Origin of the sequence: Polaribacter sp. WD7, assembly GCF_003335085.1 — a bacterium.
In the GTDB taxonomy this organism is placed as follows: Bacteria; Bacteroidota; Bacteroidia; order Flavobacteriales; family Flavobacteriaceae; genus Polaribacter.
In genome coordinates this window covers 558,095-576,781 of record NZ_QPEJ01000018.1, presented here as the reverse complement: position 1 = coordinate 576,781, position 18,687 = coordinate 558,095, and the positions used below count along the sequence as shown (strand labels likewise).

Genomic DNA, 18,687 nt, shown 5'->3' with positions numbered 1-18,687 from the left:
TTAAAATCTAAATTGTAAATTTGGTATGCAATTTGCGACAGTATCGATATGAAAAAATTACTATTTCTTTTTGCTATATTTTTATTTAGCAATACTATAACTGCTCAAGATAAAGTGCAATGGATTTCTTTTGAAGAAGCAATAGCTCTTAATCAAAAAACACCAAAACCTATTTTAGTAGATATTTACACTGATTGGTGTGGCTATTGTAAAAAAATGGATTTAAATACCTATGCCAATAAAATCATTTCTAACTATATCAATACTAATTTTTACGCTGTAAAGTTAAATGGTGAAGAGAAAAAAGATATTGTTTTTAGAGACCACACATTTAAATTTGAAAAACAAGGAAGACGAGGCTACCATCAACTTTCTGCCTCTTTAATGAACGGAAAATTATCTTACCCAACTACCGTTTTTTTATCTGAAGATGAAGAATTGTTAGATAGAATTCCAGGATATTTAGATGCACAAATCATGGAAAAAGTTCTCGTGTTTTTTTCTGAAGAGTTGTATAAAACCCAAAAATGGGAAGATTTTGATAAAAATTTCAAATCTAATCTATAGCGTATTTTCTAAGACAAAAGCACCTTGCTCTCCTGTATAATGAAAAGGAACTTGATGTTGTACAGCAATATTTTTCCATCGTACAATATCTGTTTTGTAATTAGAACCATCAACAATAATTTGATTTGGTTTTATGCTCTGTATCAATCTTTCTAAACTTATTTTGGGCGAGTGTTGTAAGATTACTAAAGGATTGTTAAGACCTCTTACCTTATAAATACCGAGGCTATCAACTATTAAAATTTGTTGATTTGAAAATGTCTGAATATTTTTAAAATCGGAAACCTCAATAGATTTAAGGTGTTCAGAAATTTGATATCTTTTTAATATTTTTTCATCTAAAACTAATGGATTACCTACTTGATTATGAACATACATTTTTTTTCCAACTCGTTTTCCCAATAAAGAATGTTTACTTTTATGAAAGACTAAAAATTCGTTTTTATGCTGAACTTTGTTTCTTTCGTAAAGAAAAAGAGTTTGCACTAAAACAATAGAAAACAAAAAATAAAGTAGTTGTTTTTGCGTCTTTTTCAACAAGAAAAAAATGCCCAGAAATATCGTTACATAGCAACATATCATCATCCAAAATGAAATGGCTAACTCCTTGAATAAAAAGGCTTCTTGATGAGAAACCCAACTTACAAAACGATTCATTTCCGAAATTGTTAGTCCGTATAAATCAGCAACAAACTGTGGTAAAATTTCAAAAAGGGACGTTATAATCACTAAAATTCCTCCTACTAAAATAACTCCTAAAAAAGGGATAATAACTAAATTAGATATTAGAAATAAAGCTGGAAACTGCTGAAAATAAAAAATACTTAGCGGTAAAATACCCACTTGAGCAGCAACAGAAACGGTACATAACTTCCAAAAAAAATCTACTATTTTGTTTTTAGGTTGCCAAATAGAATACAATTTAGGCTGTATCCATAAAATACCAAAAACAGCTAAATAACTGAGCTGAAAACCTACATTAAACAGAAACATAGGTTTTACAAGTAATAGCAAAAATAAAGAGGTTATAAAAGAGAACTCTACTATGCCTTTTCTTTTTATAGACATAGCCACAGCAACAAAAGAAAACATTGTTACCGCTCTTACCACAGAAGCAGATAAACCTGCAATAAAAGCAAAGGCCCAAAGCAATAATAAAATCACTAAGATTTTTATAAGTTTGCCGTTTTTAAGAGTTTCTAAGGGTTTAAAAATAAAGTTTAAAATTAATAAGATAATACCAACATGTAACCCTGAAACTGCTAAAATATGAATAGCTCCCGCGTTTTGGTAGTCTGTAATTAAGGCTTTAGAAATATCTTGTCTTTGCCCCAATAACAGTGCATTTATAACAGCCAATTCATTTTTTTCAAAATTATATTTCTGTAAAGTTTCTGTAATATTGGTTCTTACTTTGGCGGATAAACCTAGTAAGGTAGTCTGTGTATTGTCTATTTTTAAAAATTCATTATTTGTTGTAAAAATCTGTTCATGAATACCTTGTTTTGCTAAATAACTTTGATAATCAAATTGATGCGGATTTAAAGGCGGAATTAACTTTTTTAATTGGGGTTTCAACAGAATACGATCATCCACTTTTAATACTTTTGAAACGCTGTCATGTAAAACATTTAAGAGAATTTTCCCTTTGGTAACTTCACCATCAACTTGAATAACTTTAGCTTTGTATTTTTTATAAAAATTACCTGGTTTTAAGACCTCATCAATCTGTAAAAATAGTGTTGTATCTTCTGTAATATAATATTGATAATAGTTGTCATAATAACAATCTTCATTAACGTAAACTGAAGAAACTCCTATTAAAAAAAACAATAAGAATACAAATAAGGTGCCTAAAACCTTACGTTTTACCAATAAAAAAAATGATATTAAAATGATGAGAAAAAATAATTTTAGAAAGCCAAATTTCCAAATACCGCTAAAAAACTGGAAAGAAATTCCAAGAATTAAAAATACAACAAAGTAAAGTGGTAAATAGCTTAATAACCTTTTCATAGCACCATAAAGTTACTAAAAAAACGTGAAGCTTGTATTTTTTAGTTTACGTTGGTGTATTTATAAGATACGTGTTGCTTTTACGAAAGAGTTTTTCCAATATTTTTCTAAAAGTGAAGATACAATAACACCTCTAGAAGTAGTAGAGTGTATAAAACGTATAACTCCTTTTTGATGAGATACTACCAAACCAACGTGATTGATACTTCTTCTTCCTTTATTTGTTTTAAAAAAAAGCAAATCGCCTTTTTTAACCTTATTCAAAGAGACTTTTTTGCCTCTCTTTGCCATATCTCTTGATATTCTTGGCAACAACACGTTTTGACTACCGTAGGCAACATATACAATACCAGAACAATCCATACCACGTTTGGTTGTTCCTCCAAATTTATAACCAACCCCTCTATATTGCATAGCATTAGCAACAATTTTATCAACTTTAGAAACTGGTTTTTTTGCAGGCTTTTTTGATATGGTTTTAGAAGATGAGCAGGCACTCATTATCAAAGAAATTAAAAGTATCAAAAAAATAATTTTCTTCAAAATTTTTATTTTAATTGGGCTACGACTTGTTTGGCTACTTTTTGTGAAGCACCTTTTCCTCCTAATTTTTTCTCTAATTCAAAATAATCTAAAAATAATTTTTGACGATGTGTTTCATCCAAAATTTTTGTCAACTCTTTCTTTAAATTTCTGCTATTAAAATCGTGTTGAATAAGCTCTTTTACCACTTCTTTATCCGTAATTAAATTCACTAAAGAAATGTATTTTAAGGTAATAATTCTTTTTGCAATTTGATACGAAACATTACCCCCTTTATAACAAACTACTTGAGGTACTTTAAATAAGGCTGTTTCTAGAGTTGCTGTTCCAGATGCCACCAAAGCAGCATAAGAAACGCTTAATAAATCGTATGTTTTATTATTAATAAAACTAACTTTTCTATGACCTATAATATTTTTATAAAAACTAAAATCTTGACTTGGCGCACCAGCAATGACAAACTGATAATCTGCAAAATCTTCTATCAAAGACAACATGACCAACAGCATTTTGGTTATTTCTTGCTTTCTACTACCAGGTAATAAGGCAATTATAGGTTTATCTGTAAGTTGATATTCTTTTTTAAATTGATGAATGTCAGTTTGTTTTCTATCTGCAATACCATCAATTAAAGGATGACCAACAAAAACTACATCGTAATCAAATTTTTTGTAAAATGCTTTTTCAAAAGGAAGTATTACAAACATTTTATCAATATCTCTTTTAATAGCTTTAACCCTACTTGCTCTACTTGCCCAAACTTGCGGAGATATATAATAATTGGTTCTAAAATTGTTTTCTTTCGCCCATTTTGCGATACGTAAATTAAAGCCAGAATTGTCTATAAAAATAATTACATCTGGATTAAAGACCTCAATATCCTTTTTACAAAACTTAATAAAAACCATAACCTTTCTAAGGTTAAGTAACACCTCTAAAAAGCCCATAAATGCACGTTCTTTATAATGGCTTACTAGTGTTCCTCCAACACTTTTCATCAAATCTCCACCCCAAAATCTAATCTCTGCATTTGCATCTTCTTTATAAAGAGATTTCATTAGATTAGAACCATGTAAATCTCCAGAAGCTTCTCCTGCTATAATGTAATATTTCATTTTAGACTAACTTTAGAATTAGTGTGGTAAATGCAATTAAAATAGTGGCTAACAAAACACCTTTAGCTCTCTGGTCTTGTTTCTTTTTTATAAAAATAAAAAACACGAACAAATTAGGTATTGCAGCAATAGACAAAACTTTACCGTATAAATCTCCTTCCTGAATCATTACAAGCGTCTCATTAAAGCCAAATTTAGAGAAATATTCTAAATAAAGATACAAGCCTCCAAAAGTGGCAAAAAGTGCAACAAAAACACCTATAAAAATTTCTTTTTTTAGAGCTCCCAAGAATTTATTTTTTGAATCATATGGTGTGCTGTCATATCAAACTGAACAGGTACAACAGATACATAACCACTCTCTAAAGCATGTACATCTGTATCTTGGCCTTTATCTTTATTAACAAACTCACCAGAAAGCCAATAATATTCTTTACCAAAAGGACTCTTTCTTTTGTCAAAATCTTCTCTCCAATATCCGTTTGCTTGTCTACAAATTTTTACTCCTTTAATTTCTTCTTTTTTTAAATTTGGAATATTTACATTTAATACAACCCCTTCAGGAATACCATTTAATAAAGCATTTAACGTAATATTTTTCACATAATCTTCAGAAGGTTTAAAATCTGCATGCCATTTAAAATCTAACAAAGAAAATCCTATTGCCGGAATTCCTTCTATACCCGCTTCAATAGCAGCACTCATAGTTCCAGAATAAATTACATTGATAGAAGAATTTGACCCATGATTAATGCCAGAAACGCACAAATCTGGTTTTCTATTTAGAATTTCGTTTACTGCTAATTTAACACAATCTGCTGGTGTTCCAGAACATGTATATTCTAATTGCGGACCTTCATCTATAGTTATAGGGTTACAAGTCAACACATTATCTACTGTTATAGCATGCCCCATTCCGCTTTGTGGACTATCAGGAGCAACTACTACAACTTCGCCAATTTTATTCATAATTCGTATCAGAGCTCTTAATCCAGGAGCTGTAATTCCATCATCATTAGTTACTAAAATTAAGGGTTTGTCTTGCATATCTAGAATTTTAGTTACAAATGTAATTGATTTTACCCGATTTTCTTTTTAACATTTCCTAAAGAATAAAAACCACCTTTTCATGTAATATTATGAGTAATTAAACAACTAAGTTTATAAACCTTGATAATTCTATAACATCTGTAAAATATCTATAAGAAACAAAAAAATTATACCTGATATCTTTTAAGTAATTTATAAGAAAAAGTTAAACTAAAAGACCTTGCTATTTTTTGGCATTATTTTAGTAGATTAGCAAGTAACTAAATACAATTGTTAAATTTATATCGAAAGAAGATTTATGAAGTCGAAACAAAGAATTACCCTATTATTAGCTGCTTTACTTATTATAACCAGTTTTCAATTTCAAGCAAATACGTTAAGTAACAATAATTCTGACCCAGAAAAAGACAAAGTACTTATATATATTTTAAGAAATATTTTAACTAGAAGTCATTTTGTAGTAAAAGACATGAATGACGATTTTTCTGAACATGTTTACGAAGAATTTATTAACGGTTTAGACCCTAACAAAAGATATTTTACTCAAAAAGACATAAAAGAATTCTCTAAATACAAATATCTAATAGACAATCAATTACTTAGTGAGGATGTTAGTTTTTATAATTTGGTTTACACCAGATTCTCAGAAAAAATTAAAAATGCAAAATCATATTATGGAGATCTTTTAGCACAACCTTTTGACTACAAAAAGAAAGAAATAATAGATGTAGATTATGAAAAGGTACCTTTTGCAAAAAACGAAAATGAACTTATTGATTATTGGAGAAAACAAATGAAGTTGAGCACCTTAATCAGGATTCAAGATAAAACAGAAAAACAAAAATTAAACGCACAAAAAGACAAAAAATATAAGAAAAAAAGTTTTTCAGAATTAGAAAAAGAGGCTAGAACTGAAGTTCTGAAAAATATGGATGAGCTTTACTTAAGAATAGAAGAATTAGAACATGAAGATTGGTTTTCTACCTTTTTAAATAGTGTTGTTAGCGCTTTTGACCCTCATACAACGTATATGGCACCTAGAACTAAGGAAAGGTTTGACCAAGATATGTCTGGTAAATTGGAAGGTATAGGAGCACGTTTGCAGAAAAAAGGAATCTATACTCATGTTTTTGAACTGGTTTCTGGAGGACCTGCTTGGAAACAGGGAGATTTAGAATCTGGAGATATTATTTTAGAAGTGGCTCAAGGAGATGAAGAACCTTTAGATATAGTAGGTATGCGTTTAGATGATGCTATTAAATTTATCAAAGGTAAAAAAGGAACAGAAGTACGTTTGACTGTTAAGAAAAAAATGGACGGTTCTAACAAAATAATTTCTATTATTAGAGATGTTGTAGAGCTTGAAGAAACTTTTGTAAAATCTAGTATTGTAGAAAAAGAAGGAAAAAAATATGCAATTATAGATCTACCCAAATTTTACATCAATTTTGACGATCAAAACTATAGAGATTCTGCCAAAGACATGGAAAAGGAAATTGAAAGATTAAAAGAAGAAGGTGTTACTGGTTTAATTGTTGATTTGAGAAATAATGGTGGGGGCTCTTTAAAAACAGCTATAGAAATTAGTGGTTTATTTATAGAAAAAGGTCCTGTAGTACAAATAAAATACAGAGGAGAAGACCCTATTGTAAAGAAAGATATTGATCCTAAAATGCAATGGGATGGTGCTGTAGTAGTGCTGGTAAATGAATTTTCTGCCTCTGCTTCAGAAATTTTTGCGGCGGCAATGCAAGACTATAAAAGAGCTATAATTATTGGTGGTAATCAAACTTACGGAAAAGGAACTGTACAAAGCGTATTGCCAATAAATCAATTTACAAAATACAATAAAGATTTAGGCGCATTAAAAATGACTATCCAGAAATTTTATAGAATTAATGGTGGTTCTACTCAAATTGAAGGTGTATATTCTGATATTGCCATCCCGAGTAGATATAGCTATATGAAATTTGGTGAACGTGATTTAGACGGAGCTTTGGCTTGGAATAAAGTAAAACAAGTAAACTATGTGCAAACCAATTCTTATTCTAATTTTACTGATGTTATATATAATAGTAAGCAAAGAATTAGTGCAGACCCTAAGTTTAAATTGATAAACAAATACGCTAAATGGTTAAAAGAAAATCAAGATGACACAACATATTCATTAAATATAGATGAGTTTTTTAAAGAAAATGATGAGCAAGAGAAGGCATCTAAAAAATTTAAATCTGTTTTTGATTATAAATCTAACTTAGAATTTGTTTCTCCAAAATATGAATTAGATTTATATAAAACAGATCCTTCATTAAAAGATAAAAGAATTGCGTGGCACAAAAATTTATCTAAAGATGTATATGTATCTGAAGCTCTAAATGTTTTGAGTGAATTAAAACTAAGCAACAAAAATGAAATTGTAAAAAATTAAGTATAAACAATAACTTTTTATAACCTGATGAATTTCTCTTTTAGAAACTTATCAGGTTTTTTTAATCTATAAAATATGAACTTTAAAGTATCATTTAATACCAAGTGGTCTGATTTTGATCCTAATAGACACATGCGTCATACAGCTTATAATGATTACGCAGCAGAAGTACGAGTACGTTTTTTTAAGGAACAAAATTTCTCTATAGAAGAATTTACAAAGCACAACATTGGTCCTATTTTATTTACAGAAGAAACTTCTTTTAGAAAAGAAATTCATTTAGGAGAAACCATTACAGTAGATTTTAAAGTACTAGGTTTATCAACAAATAATGAGCGTTGGAAAATTGAACACAGAGTGTTTAATGAAACTGGCAAACTATCTGCCACAATTAAAGTTTATGGAGCTTGGATAGATTTGACAAAACGAAAATTAACAACACCTCCTAAAAAAGCACAACACTTGTTTGACAACGCAGAAAAATCTGAAAACTTTGAAGAGATATTTTTGTAAAAAAAAACTTCTCGATTTCTCAAGAAGTTTATTTTGTACAGGCGGAGAGACTCGAACTCTCACACCTCGCGGCACTAGATCCTAAGTCTAGCGTGTCTACCAATTCCACCACGCCTGCGACTTTACCAATAAATTGGGATGCAAATATAAGCAATAGTTAGAAACTGCAAAGTAGTTCATTATTATTTTTCTATTTTTGATAAAAACACCAAAATCATTAAAATGAAAACCATTAACTCGTACATAAAAAAACACAAACCACGTTTTTTGAGTGAATTGATAGCCTTACTTAAAATGCCTTCTATTAGCGCAGATTCTGCCTACAAAAAAGATGTTTTAAATACTGCTGATTTTATCTTAGAAAGTTTAAAAAAAGCTGGTTGTGATAAGGTTGAATTGTGTGAAACTCCTGGTTATCCTATTATTTACGGAGAAAAAATAATAGATAAAAACTTACCTACTGTTTTAGTTTATGGTCATTATGATGTGCAACCTGCAGACCCTATAGAACTGTGGGATTCTCCTCCTTTTGAGCCTGTTCTTAAAACAACAGACATTCATCCAGAAGGAGCAATTTTTGCTCGTGGTTCATGTGATGATAAAGGACAAATGTATATGCATGTTAAGGCTTTAGAGTATATGACAGTTACAGGTAATTTGCCTTGTAATGTAAAGTTTATGATAGAGGGTGAAGAAGAAATAGGCTCTGAAAGTTTGTCTTGGTTTGTGCCTAGAAATACAGAAAAATTGGCCAACGATGTCATTCTAATTTCAGATACAGGAATGATTGCCAATGATATACCTTCTATAACAACAGGTTTGCGTGGTTTGAGCTACGTAGAGGTTGAAGTTACTGGCCCTAATAGAGATTTACATTCTGGTTTATATGGAGGTGCTGTTGCAAACCCAATTAATATTTTAACCAAAATGATTGCTTCTTTGCATGACAAAAATAATCATATTACAATTCCTAGTTTTTATGATAAGGTAGAAAATTTATCTACCAAAGAAAGGTCAGAAATGGCAAAAGCTCCTTTTTCTTTAGAAAAATACAAAGCTGCATTAGAGATTGATGCAGTATATGGTGAAAAGGGCTATTCTACTAACGAACGTAACTCTATTAGACCTACATTAGACGTTAATGGTATTTGGGGAGGATATACAGGAGAAGGAGCAAAAACGGTTATTGCAAGTAAAGCCTATGCAAAAATTTCTATGCGTTTGGTACCTAACCAAAACTGGAAAGAAATTACTGAACTTTTTAAAAATCATTTTGAAAGTATTGCACCAGATACTGTAACCGTTAAAGTTACACCCCATCATGGTGGTCAAGGTTACGTTACGCCAATAGATACTATAGCATATCAAGCCGCTAGTAGAGCCTACCAAACAACTTTTGGCAAAACCCCAATACCACAAAGAAGTGGCGGAAGCATACCTATTGTTGCCTTGTTTGAACAAGAACTTAAAAGCAAAACTATTTTAATGGGGTTTGGTTTAAATTCTGATGCAATTCATTCTCCTAACGAACATTTTGGGGTCTGGAACTATTTAAAAGGTATAGAAACCATACCATATTTTTACAAGTATTTTACAGAACTTTCTACAAAGTAATAGGCTTGTAAAAAATTGTGTTAAAGATTGTGCGGTATATTTGATAACTTTGTCTTTACAAAAAAGAAAGTAGTAAAAACCTGTTAAAACTCCCTTTTTATTTTATAAAGAAATATACCAAGTAGTTCTAAACCACAAAGTTTTATCGGTTTCTTTTTGAAACAAATTACCAGCTCTATAATCAAACCCAAATTCTATTTTATCTTTTTTTGAAACTTGATATCCCAAATATGGGGTACACCTAATTTCTAAATCAGTAAAATCATAGAGGTATTCATTACCTAATTTCAGGTAAAATTCTTTAACATCAACACGTTCTCCTTGTAAGGGTTTTTCTACACTTAAACGGTAGCGTGTTCTGTACGTAGTTTGTTTTTTAGATTGATAAAATTGTTCTAACGCAAGACGATGCCCAAGTTTGTATGTTGAAAATTGATTGACAAAATTGTAGTGTTGAAAGGTTCTATGAATTGTTTCTTCACGTCTAAATCTTAAAATATAACCAAAATTAAAAGATTGATTAGAAGAGGTTTTTACAGAATAAATAGACGAAAAATCTATCAAATTATGGGTAAACTGAAAATTTTTATCATAAATAATTTGACGTGTTTCTAAACTATTAATCCATTTTGTTTTACTATTTAATTTATGAGCAAAAACTACTTTTGGTAAAAACCCTATTTCTAAATTAGCTTGCGAGAATATTTTTGGTTGGCAACACAATACAAAAAGTAATAGAAAAAGTATATTTTTTATCAAAATTCAAGATTTAAAGAAGTACTGGGTGTAAATTTTAGTTCTTTTAAAACTTGACCGTTTTCATTTATTAAAATCTCAAACAGATTTGAATTACCTTCTAATTTTGCTTTTATGACCAACTCATAATTAATGTAAAAATCTTTAGATAAACTATTTGTGAACAGTGTTTTATACTCTTTAGTATTGCTGCGGAAAAATTGAACTTGAGTTTTTTTAATCTTAAACTTTTGAAATCTAATTGATAGACTCTTCGTAATTTTTTCTTTTATTTTTTTTGAAAGTTCATTAAATTTTATAGTTTTTTCTATATCTATAATATTTCCTTTCTCCGTAAACTCTATACTATACTTGTAATTATTATGTCTTACCTTCGCTTCAAATGTTTTGCCATCTTGACTTTCTTCTGCGTACCATTTTACTTTTTTATGAAATTGTAAACTTTTGATAAAAGTTGATGACGGTATAGGAACTTGAAATTCCGTAACACGATATTCCCTTTCAAACTTTTCTTGCGAAAAAAATGAAAATGTAGAAAGAAGGGTAAATAAGGTAACCTTTACAAAAAAATTCATTTTTTAGATTTTAAAATATAAGCTTTTTCAATAAAATCTATTTCAGGATATTTTCTTTTAATAAAGTCATTACCATATTGCGTTATTGAATCTTGACGACGACCTAATTTATCGCCATATTTATCATAAAATTGTAAAATATTCTCAAAACCCATGATAACTTTAGCCACAACAGGAAAACCTCTTACGCCCGAATAAGTTAAGGTATCTAAACGATGATTTTCTTTTAAATTGATAAAAATCTGTGTTGTTCTTGTTTGCTTTCCTCCTCTTGCAAAAGCAATAGTCATCGCATCATTTTTAGCAACTACGGGTTCATCATCTATTGTAAAAGTGTTCCATGCTTTGTTAACAATAGAATCATTATGTATACCAAATTGAGCCACAAAATTTGGCACTACTCTAAAAATAGGCATATCTGTATAATAGTTATGTTTTATTAAAGTGTATAACCTATCTACACCTTTAGGAGACCAACTTCTTTTAGCATAGATATCAAAATTGCCTTTAGTAGTTTCAAACCTTGCTTTAAAGCTTTCTGGTGCAGTCTCTCTAACCCATTTATCACTAAATAATTTCTTTGCGCAAGATGTTAACAAACAAATAGCTAGAAGATAAATAATGTTTTTCATAAATTCTTGTATTTCTTACGAAGATAAGAAACAAGATATTTTTTATGTAACAAATTCATTTCAAATGCGTTGTATTTGTAACTAACTTTTCGAGTGATTTTTGAACTTTTGAAAAAATTATGTCGAGAAATCTCAAAACAACCATTATGCGCAACACTTTCTTTCTAAACTGTTCTGGCGTTGATAAAAATATCATTGCAAATTGCTCTGATGGAGAACAAAACAAATACGTAGGTATTGGCGCTACTGTATTTTTTACAGCTATTATGGCAAATATTGCTGGTAGCTATGCTTTATTTACTGTTTTTGACAATTTGTACGCGTCAATTTTATTCGGAACTATTTGGGGTTTACTCATTTTTAATTTAGACAGGTTTATAGTATCCACCATTAAAAAATCTGATTCTAAATGGAAAGAGTTTTTACAAGCTTCTCCAAGAATTTTATTAGCTATTATAATTGCCATTGTGATTTCTAAACCTTTGGAATTAAAGTTATTTGAGAAGGAAATCAATCGGGTTTTATTGACAGAAAAGAACCAAATGACTTTGGATAATAAGACTCAAATTGCCCAACAATTTGGTCCAAAAATTGTTAAAATTAATGCAGAAATTAGTGCTTTAAAAAACGAAATAACCCAAAAAGAAACAGAAGTTAATGCATTATATGAAACGTATATTGCAGAAGCTGAAGGCAGAAAAGGAACAAATTTGAGAGGTAAAGGCCCTGTTTATAAAGAAAAAAGAGAAAAACATGACACTGCCTTAGCTGAATTGAATCAGTTAAAAAAAGAGAGTTCAGAAAAAATAAAAGCTAAAGAATTAGCCATTGAAGATTTGCTAAACGATCAAAAATTATCAGAAACAAATACACAACCCATTATTGCTAATTTTGATGGTTTAATGGCAAGAATAAATGCACTTGATAAATTACCTTGGCTGCCATCTTTCTTTATATTCTTGTTGTTTTTAGCCATAGAAACATCGCCTATATTTGCAAAATTACTTGCTCAAAAAGGAGAATATGATTTTAAATTAGAAGATCAAGAAACTGCCATAAAAACTTGGGTTAAACAACAAGTACAACAACGAGAAAAAATGCTGCAAACCGATATTTTGGTTTCTAAAAAAGTGTATGATACTATTGCTGACGAAGAAGAATTGTTTACCTACAAACAAACAATAGCTAGAGATTTAATGAAATTACAGACAGATTCGTTTTACAAAAAACAACAACAAATGCTATAGTCTAATAGTTTACAAATAAGTGCGTTAGCGATTGAAACGGCATCCCCTGAACTTGTTTCAGGGATATAGTGTAAAGCGCGACCTGAAAGGTAACGCCCAACTTCTCGATACAATTTTCTTTCAGAAAATCATCAGAAATGACAGTCTACTCTTTCTCAGCCACTTTTTTAACGTAGTCTGTTATAATTACAATTTGTGTAGCTCCTACTTTGCCCTCTATGTACTTGGCATTTTCATGATCTAAAGAAATTCTGCGAACTGCCGTACCTTGTTTTGCTACCATGCTAGAACCTTTTACTTTGAGGTCTTTGATTAACACCACAGTATCTCCTGCTTGTAAAACAGCACCGTTTGCATCTCTATGGATAATTTTTTCGCTTTCCTCTAAATGATCTCCAGATTCTTTTGCAAAACGCAAATCTTGCTCTTCTAAATATAGCATATCTAGCAGATCTTGAGGCCAGCCTTCTTTTCTTAAACGTGCCAACATTCTCCAAGCAATAATTTTTACTCCTCTATGCTCACTCCACATGGCGTCATTTAAGCAGCGCCAGTGGTTTGCATCTGTAGTTTCTGGGTTTTCAATTTGAGTTACACAGGTTTCGCATGCCAAAATACTGCCATCTACACCGCCTACAGTAACGGGTTTCATTTCGTAAATAGATAAATTATGGCTTGCTGAACAAAGTTCGCACTGTTTTCCGCTTCTAGCTTCTAAATCCTGTAATAAACTCATTGTTTTTATTTAATAGTGGGCAAATGTAATGTTTATTTTAAAAGCCCTATATTGTTTGTACTGCCCGTTTGTTTTAGGCTTCTGTTGATGATGATAAAGTCTCTTTCTAAGATTGATTTTTACTTTATTGACAATCAGACGATTATTAAATCTCTAAAGAGGTAAATTCAAATTTACTACCATCAAACAATCCTTTATCAGATAGTTTTAAAGCAGGAATTACCAACAACGCCATAAAAGATAAACTCATGTAAGGTGCATTTAGTTTGCTTCCCATTTCTTTTGCCATGGCGTCTAAAATAGCATAAGCTTCTCCTACTTCTTTTGCAGATTTGTTAGACATAATACCGGCTACGGGCAAAGAAACTATTTTTTCTGCGGTCTCTGTAACTGCGCATATGCCTCCTTTGTTTTTTATAATTAAGTTTATGGCATCACAAATTGCCTTGTCAGACGCACCAACTACAATAATGTTGTGAGAGTCGTGCCCAACAGAACTTGCAATGGCACCCTCTTTTAATCCAAAATTTTTAACAAATGCTATTGCTGGTGTATCATTTTGATAACGATTTACCACTGCCATTTTTAAGATGTCAGTTGCTGTGTTAGATACCAAATTAGTATCAACAACTAAAGCATCTGCTATAATTTGGTTGGTTACCAATTCGCCATCTAAAGCTTCTATTACTCTTATTTTTTTTGAAGTTGATTTGTATTGAAAATCGGTAACTTTTTTTGGAGTCGTATTAAAATTATTTGGTACATCAAATGCTACTGTTTTTATAAAACTTGTTCCGTTTTTGGCAACCAATTCTCCGTTTATGTAGGTTTCTAAAACATTAAAATGCGTTAAATTGTCTACTACTATAAAATCTGCAAAATCATTTTCTCTTAGCAACCCAACCTCTAAATTGTAATGTTCTACAGGATTTATACAAGCCGCTTGTAAAACCTTAAAAACGTCAATTTCTTTAGCCACTGCTCTTTCACATAATTGATTGATATGCCCTAGTAATAAATCATCTGGATGCTTGTCATCTGAACAAAACATCATATTAGGGTAATGTTCTGGCAATAAATCTATTAACGCTTCAAAGTTTTTTGCTGCAGAACCTTCTCTAATAATAACTTTCATTCCCTTTTTCAATTTCTCTAGGGCTTCTTCATAGGAAAAACATTCGTGGTCTGTAGAAATTCCTGCTGCTATATATTTGCTAATCTCTTCTCCACGCAACCCTGGTGCATGACCATCTATCGGTTTATTTTTATTTTTTGCGTGTTGTATTTTTGCCAAAACCTCTGCATCATCAAACAAAACACCTGGGTAATTCATCATTTCTGCTAGGTATTTAATATCTGGGTTTTCTAGCATTTTTTTAATATCATTAGCATCAATTGTAGCCCCTGCACTCTCAAAAGAAGTGGCTGGCACACAACTTGGTGCCCCAAAATTAAATTTTAACGGAACTTTTTTTCCGTTTTCAATCATAAAATCTACACCTTTTACTCCTAAAACATTAGCTATTTCATGAGGATCTGAAACTGTAGCTACGGTTCCGTGAGTTACAGCAATTTTAGCAAACTCAGAAGGCACTAACATAGAGCTTTCAATGTGAATATGAGCATCTATAAAACCAGGTAAAATATAATTTTCTTGATTATGGTTTGCCGTTGTAATTGATGCTATTTTTCCGTCTTTCACAGAGATTTCTCCTTTAAAAATAGTACGGTTTTTAATGTCTACAATATTGCCTTGTATAGTCATTTTTTTTGGGTTTACACAAAGCTACAAATAATAAAATTTTGAGTTACGCTGTTTCTAAACTTTATCTTATTTTTAGTTCATGGATTTTACTTTTAAAGAACTTTCTACAAACGATGCAAAAGACATCGTACTAGAGTTGTATAATATTACAGGAACTGCAGCAAAATTACCAGGTGAAATAGATTCAAATTTTAAAATAAGTGTAAACGGATTTCCTAGTTATATTTTAAAAATTTCGCCTTCTGATAGTGATGCTAAGGAATTGGATTTTCAAAAAGCAATTCTTCAACACCTAGAAACTAAAAATAACGCAATTCTTGCTCCAAAAATTAAAACTGATGTAAAAGGGAATACTATTTCTAGCATAACCTTAAATAAAAAAGTGCATCATGTGCGCTTATTGACCTATGTAGAAGGAAGACTTTGGAATACCGTGCATCCTAAATTGAACGATTTGTGTTTTAGTTTGGGCGAAAAAGCAGGGAATCTTACCTATTTGTTACAAGATTTTACGCATGAAAACGCTACAAAAAAGTTTGATTGGGATATTGCACAAAGCTTGTGGACCAAGCAATATATTTATCTTTTTTCTGATGATAAGCAAAATTTAGTCTCTTATTTTATAACAGAATTTGAATCGTTTTTTGCAGATTACAAAGACTTAAGAAAAAGTGTAGTTCATAATGATGTGAATGATAATAATTGTATCGTTAATAACAACATTTTGCAACCAAAAGTAACTGCAATTATAGATTTTGGTGATGCTGTACAAACACAAATTATTAATGATGTTGCCATAACTTGCGCATATGCAATAATGGATACAGAAGATCCTTTAGAAACAAGTTTAGCCATTATAAAGGGCTATCATTCTTCTTTTTCGCTCACAGAAAAAGAATTGTCTTTTTTGTATATCTTAATAGGTATGCGATTGGTTATTTCTGTTACAAAAGCAGCTTTAAATAAAACTCAACACCCTGATAACTCATACTTATTGGTTTCTGAACAACCAGCTTGGACATTGCTAGAAAAATGGCACAAAATTGCTGTAGATTTTGCTTATTTTAGTTTTAGAAATGCTTGCGGATTTATAGCTCACCCTAACCAAACAAAATTTGAACAGTGGGCAAAAGACAAATCCTTTTCTTTAAAAGAATTGTTTCCTACAATCAATAAAAACAAAATTCATCATATAGATTTAAGTGTATCTAGTGCTTTTTCGGGTCATCAAGAAGAATTTAATAACCTAGATGCATTGCAGTTTAAAATTGAACAACTTCAAAAAGAAGTTCCTGATACTATTATCTCTGGTGGCTATTTAGAACCCCGAGCTTTGTATACTTCACCAGAGTACGATACTAGAGGAAATTATGGTAAACGAAGTAGAGTTATTCATTTAGGTATCGATTTTTGGTTGCCTGCTTATACACCTGTACATGCATTATTTGATGGCGAAGTTGTTATTGCTGTAAACGACGCAGGTAATAAGGAGTACGGAGGTTTGGTTGTTTTAAAACACCAGCAAAAAGATTTTATATTTTATACGCTATACGGTCATAATACCATAGAAAGTGCGTTACAGCACAACGTTGGTGATGTTGTAAAAAAAGGAAAACAAGTTAGTGTTTTAGCCAACTATCCTGAAAATGGAGAGTGGGCACCACATCTGCATTTTGAAATAATGCTTTCTTTATTAGAGTATACAAACGATTTTCCTGGTGTTGGGTATTATCATCAAATTGAAGTTTGGAAAAGCATTTGTCCAGACCCCAACTTATTATTTAAAGTAGCAGGTTTACCTCAAAATTTAACAGATACTTCTAAAGATATTTTATCCTTTAGAAAACAGCATTTAGGAAAAAGTTTAAGTCTTCAGTATCAACAGCCATTGCATATTGTTAAAGGTGCAAATCAATATTTAATAGATAATTTTGGTCAAAAATATTTAGATACCGTAAACAACGTTGCTCATGTAGGTCATGAAAATTTTAATGTTGTAAAAACAGGACAACGTCAAATGGCATTGTTAAATACCAACACACGCTATTTACACGAAAACATAAACACAGCAGCAGCAGCATTATTAACCACTTTACCCAAAGAACTCTCTGTAATCCATTTTGTAAATTCTGGAAGTGAGGCAAATGAGCTTGCTTTACGAATGGTAAAAGCCTGCACAGGGTCTATTGAAATTATTGCCTCAGAACACGGTTATCATGGTAACACAAATGCAACTATCAATATTTCTTCTTATAAGTTTGATGGTAAAGGCGGAACTGGAAAACCTAAAAACACTCATATTTTCCCCATTCCCAACGCTTTTAGGGGAAAATACACAGGAAAACATACTGTAGAAAAATATGCAGAAGAAGTACAATTTCTAATTGATGATATTGAGCGTCAAAATAAAAAGGTAGGTGGCTTTATCATAGAACCTATTATTTCTTGTGGCGGACAAGTAGAGTTACCTATAGGTTTCTTAAAAAAAACCTATCAAAAAATTAAAAAAGCTGGTGGTTTGTGTATTTCTGATGAAGTACAAACAGGATTAGGAAGAGTAGGCAAAACCTTTTGGGGTTTTCAATTACATGACGTAATTCCTGATATTGTTACGATAGGAAAGCCTTTAGGAAATGGACATCCTGTAGCTGCTGTGGCTTGCACAAAAGAAGTAGCAACACAATTTGCAAACGGAATGGAGTTTTTTAATACTTTTGGAGGCAACCCAGTTTCTTGTGCCATTGCCACTGCTGTACTGCAAGAAGTACAAGAAAAAAAACTACAAGAAAATGCCTTAAAAATTGGCAATTTTTTAAAAACCGAACTAACTAAATTAGCCAAAGAACACCTAATTATTGGTGATGTAAGAGGTCAAGGCTTATTTTTAGGCTTCGAATTGGTTGATGCTAAACTGAATCCGCTTCCAGATAAAACTGCTTACTTAGCAGATAGAATGAAGTTTTTTGGTATTTTAATGAGTGTTGATGGTCCTGACCACAACGTTATCAAAATAAAACCGCCAATTACGTTTACACAACAGCAGGCAGAAGAAGTCATATTTTATTTAAAGTTGGTTTTCAAAGAAAATTTTATGACTCTTGTCTAAATATAAATCATACATTTATAACCC

16 protein-coding genes and 1 tRNA gene are annotated in these 18,687 nt (G+C 31.0%); 6 read left to right on the top strand and 11 right to left on the bottom strand.

The features are described 5' to 3' along the window. Window positions 1-48 precede the first annotated feature (48 nt). Entirely contained in the window at window positions 49-567 is a 519-nt protein-coding gene (locus DUT90_RS11880) for a DUF255 domain-containing protein (protein ID WP_114427397.1), read from the top strand. On the opposite strand, the gene DUT90_RS11875 is transcribed toward DUT90_RS11880, so the two are convergent. The 5 genes from DUT90_RS11875 to surE are packed head-to-tail and all read right to left on the bottom strand — an operon-like array spanning window position 562 to window position 5,288. After that, complete coding sequence (locus tag DUT90_RS11875; protein WP_114427396.1) at window positions 562-2,583, bottom strand: ComEC/Rec2 family competence protein; 2,022 nt, start codon at window positions 2,581-2,583, stop codon at window positions 562-564. The two genes, DUT90_RS11880 and DUT90_RS11875, sit on opposite strands and share 6 nt — an antisense overlap. 60 nt (window positions 2,584-2,643) lie before the next feature. Next, complete coding sequence (locus tag DUT90_RS11870) at window positions 2,644-3,084, bottom strand: C40 family peptidase (RefSeq protein WP_258848557.1); 441 nt, start codon at window positions 3,082-3,084, stop codon at window positions 2,644-2,646. Between the two features lie 47 nt (window positions 3,085-3,131). After that, window positions 3,132-4,241, bottom strand: a complete 1,110-nt coding sequence (gene lpxB, locus DUT90_RS11865) for a lipid-A-disaccharide synthase (RefSeq protein ID WP_114427394.1) — start codon at window positions 4,239-4,241, stop codon at window positions 3,132-3,134. Window position 4,242: 1 nt separating this feature from the next. Further along, window positions 4,243-4,530 (bottom strand): hypothetical protein, encoded by a 288-nt coding sequence (locus DUT90_RS11860; RefSeq protein ID WP_114427393.1) that lies wholly within the window; start codon window positions 4,528-4,530, stop codon window positions 4,243-4,245. Beyond that, complete coding sequence (gene surE / locus DUT90_RS11855) at window positions 4,518-5,288, bottom strand: 5'/3'-nucleotidase SurE (protein WP_114427392.1); 771 nt, start codon at window positions 5,286-5,288, stop codon at window positions 4,518-4,520. The genes DUT90_RS11860 and surE overlap by 13 nt, the downstream gene beginning before the upstream one ends. A gap of 301 nt (window positions 5,289-5,589) precedes the next feature. On the opposite strand from surE, the gene DUT90_RS11850 reads away from it, so the two are divergent. Further along, the gene (locus tag DUT90_RS11850) at window positions 5,590-7,719 is read left to right on the top strand and encodes a carboxy terminal-processing peptidase (protein ID WP_114427391.1); all 2,130 of its coding nucleotides are present in this window, start codon (window positions 5,590-5,592) and stop codon (window positions 7,717-7,719) included. A gap of 75 nt (window positions 7,720-7,794) precedes the next feature. Further along, window positions 7,795-8,232: a thioesterase family protein gene (locus DUT90_RS11845; RefSeq protein ID WP_114427390.1), complete on the top strand. Its 438-nt coding sequence runs from the start codon at window positions 7,795-7,797 to the stop codon at window positions 8,230-8,232. A 36-nt stretch (window positions 8,233-8,268) separates the two neighbouring features. Here the strand turns inward: DUT90_RS11845 and DUT90_RS11840 are convergent. After that, window positions 8,269-8,350: transfer RNA gene (locus tag DUT90_RS11840), tRNA-Leu, on the bottom strand. A 104-nt stretch (window positions 8,351-8,454) separates the two neighbouring features. On the opposite strand from DUT90_RS11840, the gene DUT90_RS11835 reads away from it, so the two are divergent. Then, window positions 8,455-9,846, top strand: coding sequence for a dipeptidase (locus DUT90_RS11835; RefSeq protein ID WP_114427389.1), 1,392 nt, complete (start codon window positions 8,455-8,457; stop codon window positions 9,844-9,846). Between the two features lie 102 nt (window positions 9,847-9,948). Here the strand turns inward: DUT90_RS11835 and DUT90_RS11830 are convergent, their stop codons facing one another. Genes DUT90_RS11830 through DUT90_RS11820 form a run of 3 tightly spaced genes read right to left on the bottom strand, consistent with a single transcriptional unit; the run spans window position 9,949 to window position 11,809 of the window. Next, complete coding sequence (locus tag DUT90_RS11830; RefSeq protein WP_258848556.1) at window positions 9,949-10,605, bottom strand: DUF2490 domain-containing protein; 657 nt, start codon at window positions 10,603-10,605, stop codon at window positions 9,949-9,951. After that, entirely contained in the window at window positions 10,602-11,177 is a 576-nt protein-coding gene (locus tag DUT90_RS11825; RefSeq protein ID WP_114427388.1) for a hypothetical protein, read from the bottom strand. Before DUT90_RS11825 ends, DUT90_RS11830 begins: the two co-directional genes overlap by 4 nt. Next, on the bottom strand, window positions 11,174-11,809 hold the full coding sequence (locus tag DUT90_RS11820) for a peptidylprolyl isomerase (protein ID WP_114427387.1): 636 nt from the start codon (window positions 11,807-11,809) through the stop codon (window positions 11,174-11,176). Before DUT90_RS11820 ends, DUT90_RS11825 begins: the two co-directional genes overlap by 4 nt. Before the next feature lie 146 nt (window positions 11,810-11,955). Here DUT90_RS11820 and DUT90_RS11815 point away from each other — a divergent pair, with 146 nt between their 5' ends. Then, window positions 11,956-13,056, top strand: a complete 1,101-nt coding sequence (locus DUT90_RS11815) for a DUF4407 domain-containing protein (RefSeq protein ID WP_114427386.1) — start codon at window positions 11,956-11,958, stop codon at window positions 13,054-13,056. A gap of 145 nt (window positions 13,057-13,201) precedes the next feature. Here the strand turns inward: DUT90_RS11815 and DUT90_RS11810 are convergent, their stop codons facing one another. After that, window positions 13,202-13,792: an alkylphosphonate utilization protein gene (locus tag DUT90_RS11810; RefSeq protein WP_114427385.1), complete on the bottom strand. Its 591-nt coding sequence runs from the start codon at window positions 13,790-13,792 to the stop codon at window positions 13,202-13,204. A 145-nt stretch (window positions 13,793-13,937) separates the two neighbouring features. Beyond that, window positions 13,938-15,557: an adenine deaminase gene (ade, locus tag DUT90_RS11805; protein ID WP_114427384.1), complete on the bottom strand. Its 1,620-nt coding sequence runs from the start codon at window positions 15,555-15,557 to the stop codon at window positions 13,938-13,940. Window positions 15,558-15,636: 79 nt separating this feature from the next. On the opposite strand from ade, the gene DUT90_RS11800 reads away from it, so the two are divergent. Then, window positions 15,637-18,663 carry an aminotransferase class III-fold pyridoxal phosphate-dependent enzyme gene (locus DUT90_RS11800; protein WP_114427383.1) on the top strand — a complete coding sequence of 1,009 codons (3,027 nt, stop codon included), beginning with the start codon at window positions 15,637-15,639 and terminating at the stop codon, window positions 18,661-18,663. Window positions 18,664-18,687 lie beyond the last annotated feature (24 nt).

What these genes read in the sequence shown, in the direction of transcription:
- surE (WP_114427392.1), bottom strand. Translation starts at nt 5,288, where the DNA reads ATGCAAGACAAACCCTTAATTTTAGTAACTAATGATGATGGAATTACA.
- DUT90_RS11800 (WP_114427383.1), top strand. Translation starts at nt 15,637, where the DNA reads ATGGATTTTACTTTTAAAGAACTTTCTACAAACGATGCAAAAGACATC.
- DUT90_RS11850 (WP_114427391.1), top strand. Translation starts at nt 5,590, where the DNA reads ATGAAGTCGAAACAAAGAATTACCCTATTATTAGCTGCTTTACTTATT.
- DUT90_RS11845 (WP_114427390.1), top strand. Translation starts at nt 7,795, where the DNA reads ATGAACTTTAAAGTATCATTTAATACCAAGTGGTCTGATTTTGATCCT.
- DUT90_RS11875 (WP_114427396.1), bottom strand. Translation starts at nt 2,583, where the DNA reads ATGAAAAGGTTATTAAGCTATTTACCACTTTACTTTGTTGTATTTTTA.
- DUT90_RS11870 (WP_258848557.1), bottom strand. Translation starts at nt 3,084, where the DNA reads ATGAGTGCCTGCTCATCTTCTAAAACCATATCAAAAAAGCCTGCAAAA.
- DUT90_RS11880 (WP_114427397.1), top strand. Translation starts at nt 49, where the DNA reads ATGAAAAAATTACTATTTCTTTTTGCTATATTTTTATTTAGCAATACT.
- DUT90_RS11815 (WP_114427386.1), top strand. Translation starts at nt 11,956, where the DNA reads ATGCGCAACACTTTCTTTCTAAACTGTTCTGGCGTTGATAAAAATATC.
- DUT90_RS11825 (WP_114427388.1), bottom strand. Translation starts at nt 11,177, where the DNA reads ATGAATTTTTTTGTAAAGGTTACCTTATTTACCCTTCTTTCTACATTT.
- DUT90_RS11835 (WP_114427389.1), top strand. Translation starts at nt 8,455, where the DNA reads ATGAAAACCATTAACTCGTACATAAAAAAACACAAACCACGTTTTTTG.
- DUT90_RS11810 (WP_114427385.1), bottom strand. Translation starts at nt 13,792, where the DNA reads ATGAGTTTATTACAGGATTTAGAAGCTAGAAGCGGAAAACAGTGCGAA.
- lpxB (WP_114427394.1), bottom strand. Translation starts at nt 4,241, where the DNA reads ATGAAATATTACATTATAGCAGGAGAAGCTTCTGGAGATTTACATGGT.
- DUT90_RS11820 (WP_114427387.1), bottom strand. Translation starts at nt 11,809, where the DNA reads ATGAAAAACATTATTTATCTTCTAGCTATTTGTTTGTTAACATCTTGC.
- ade (WP_114427384.1), bottom strand. Translation starts at nt 15,557, where the DNA reads ATGACTATACAAGGCAATATTGTAGACATTAAAAACCGTACTATTTTT.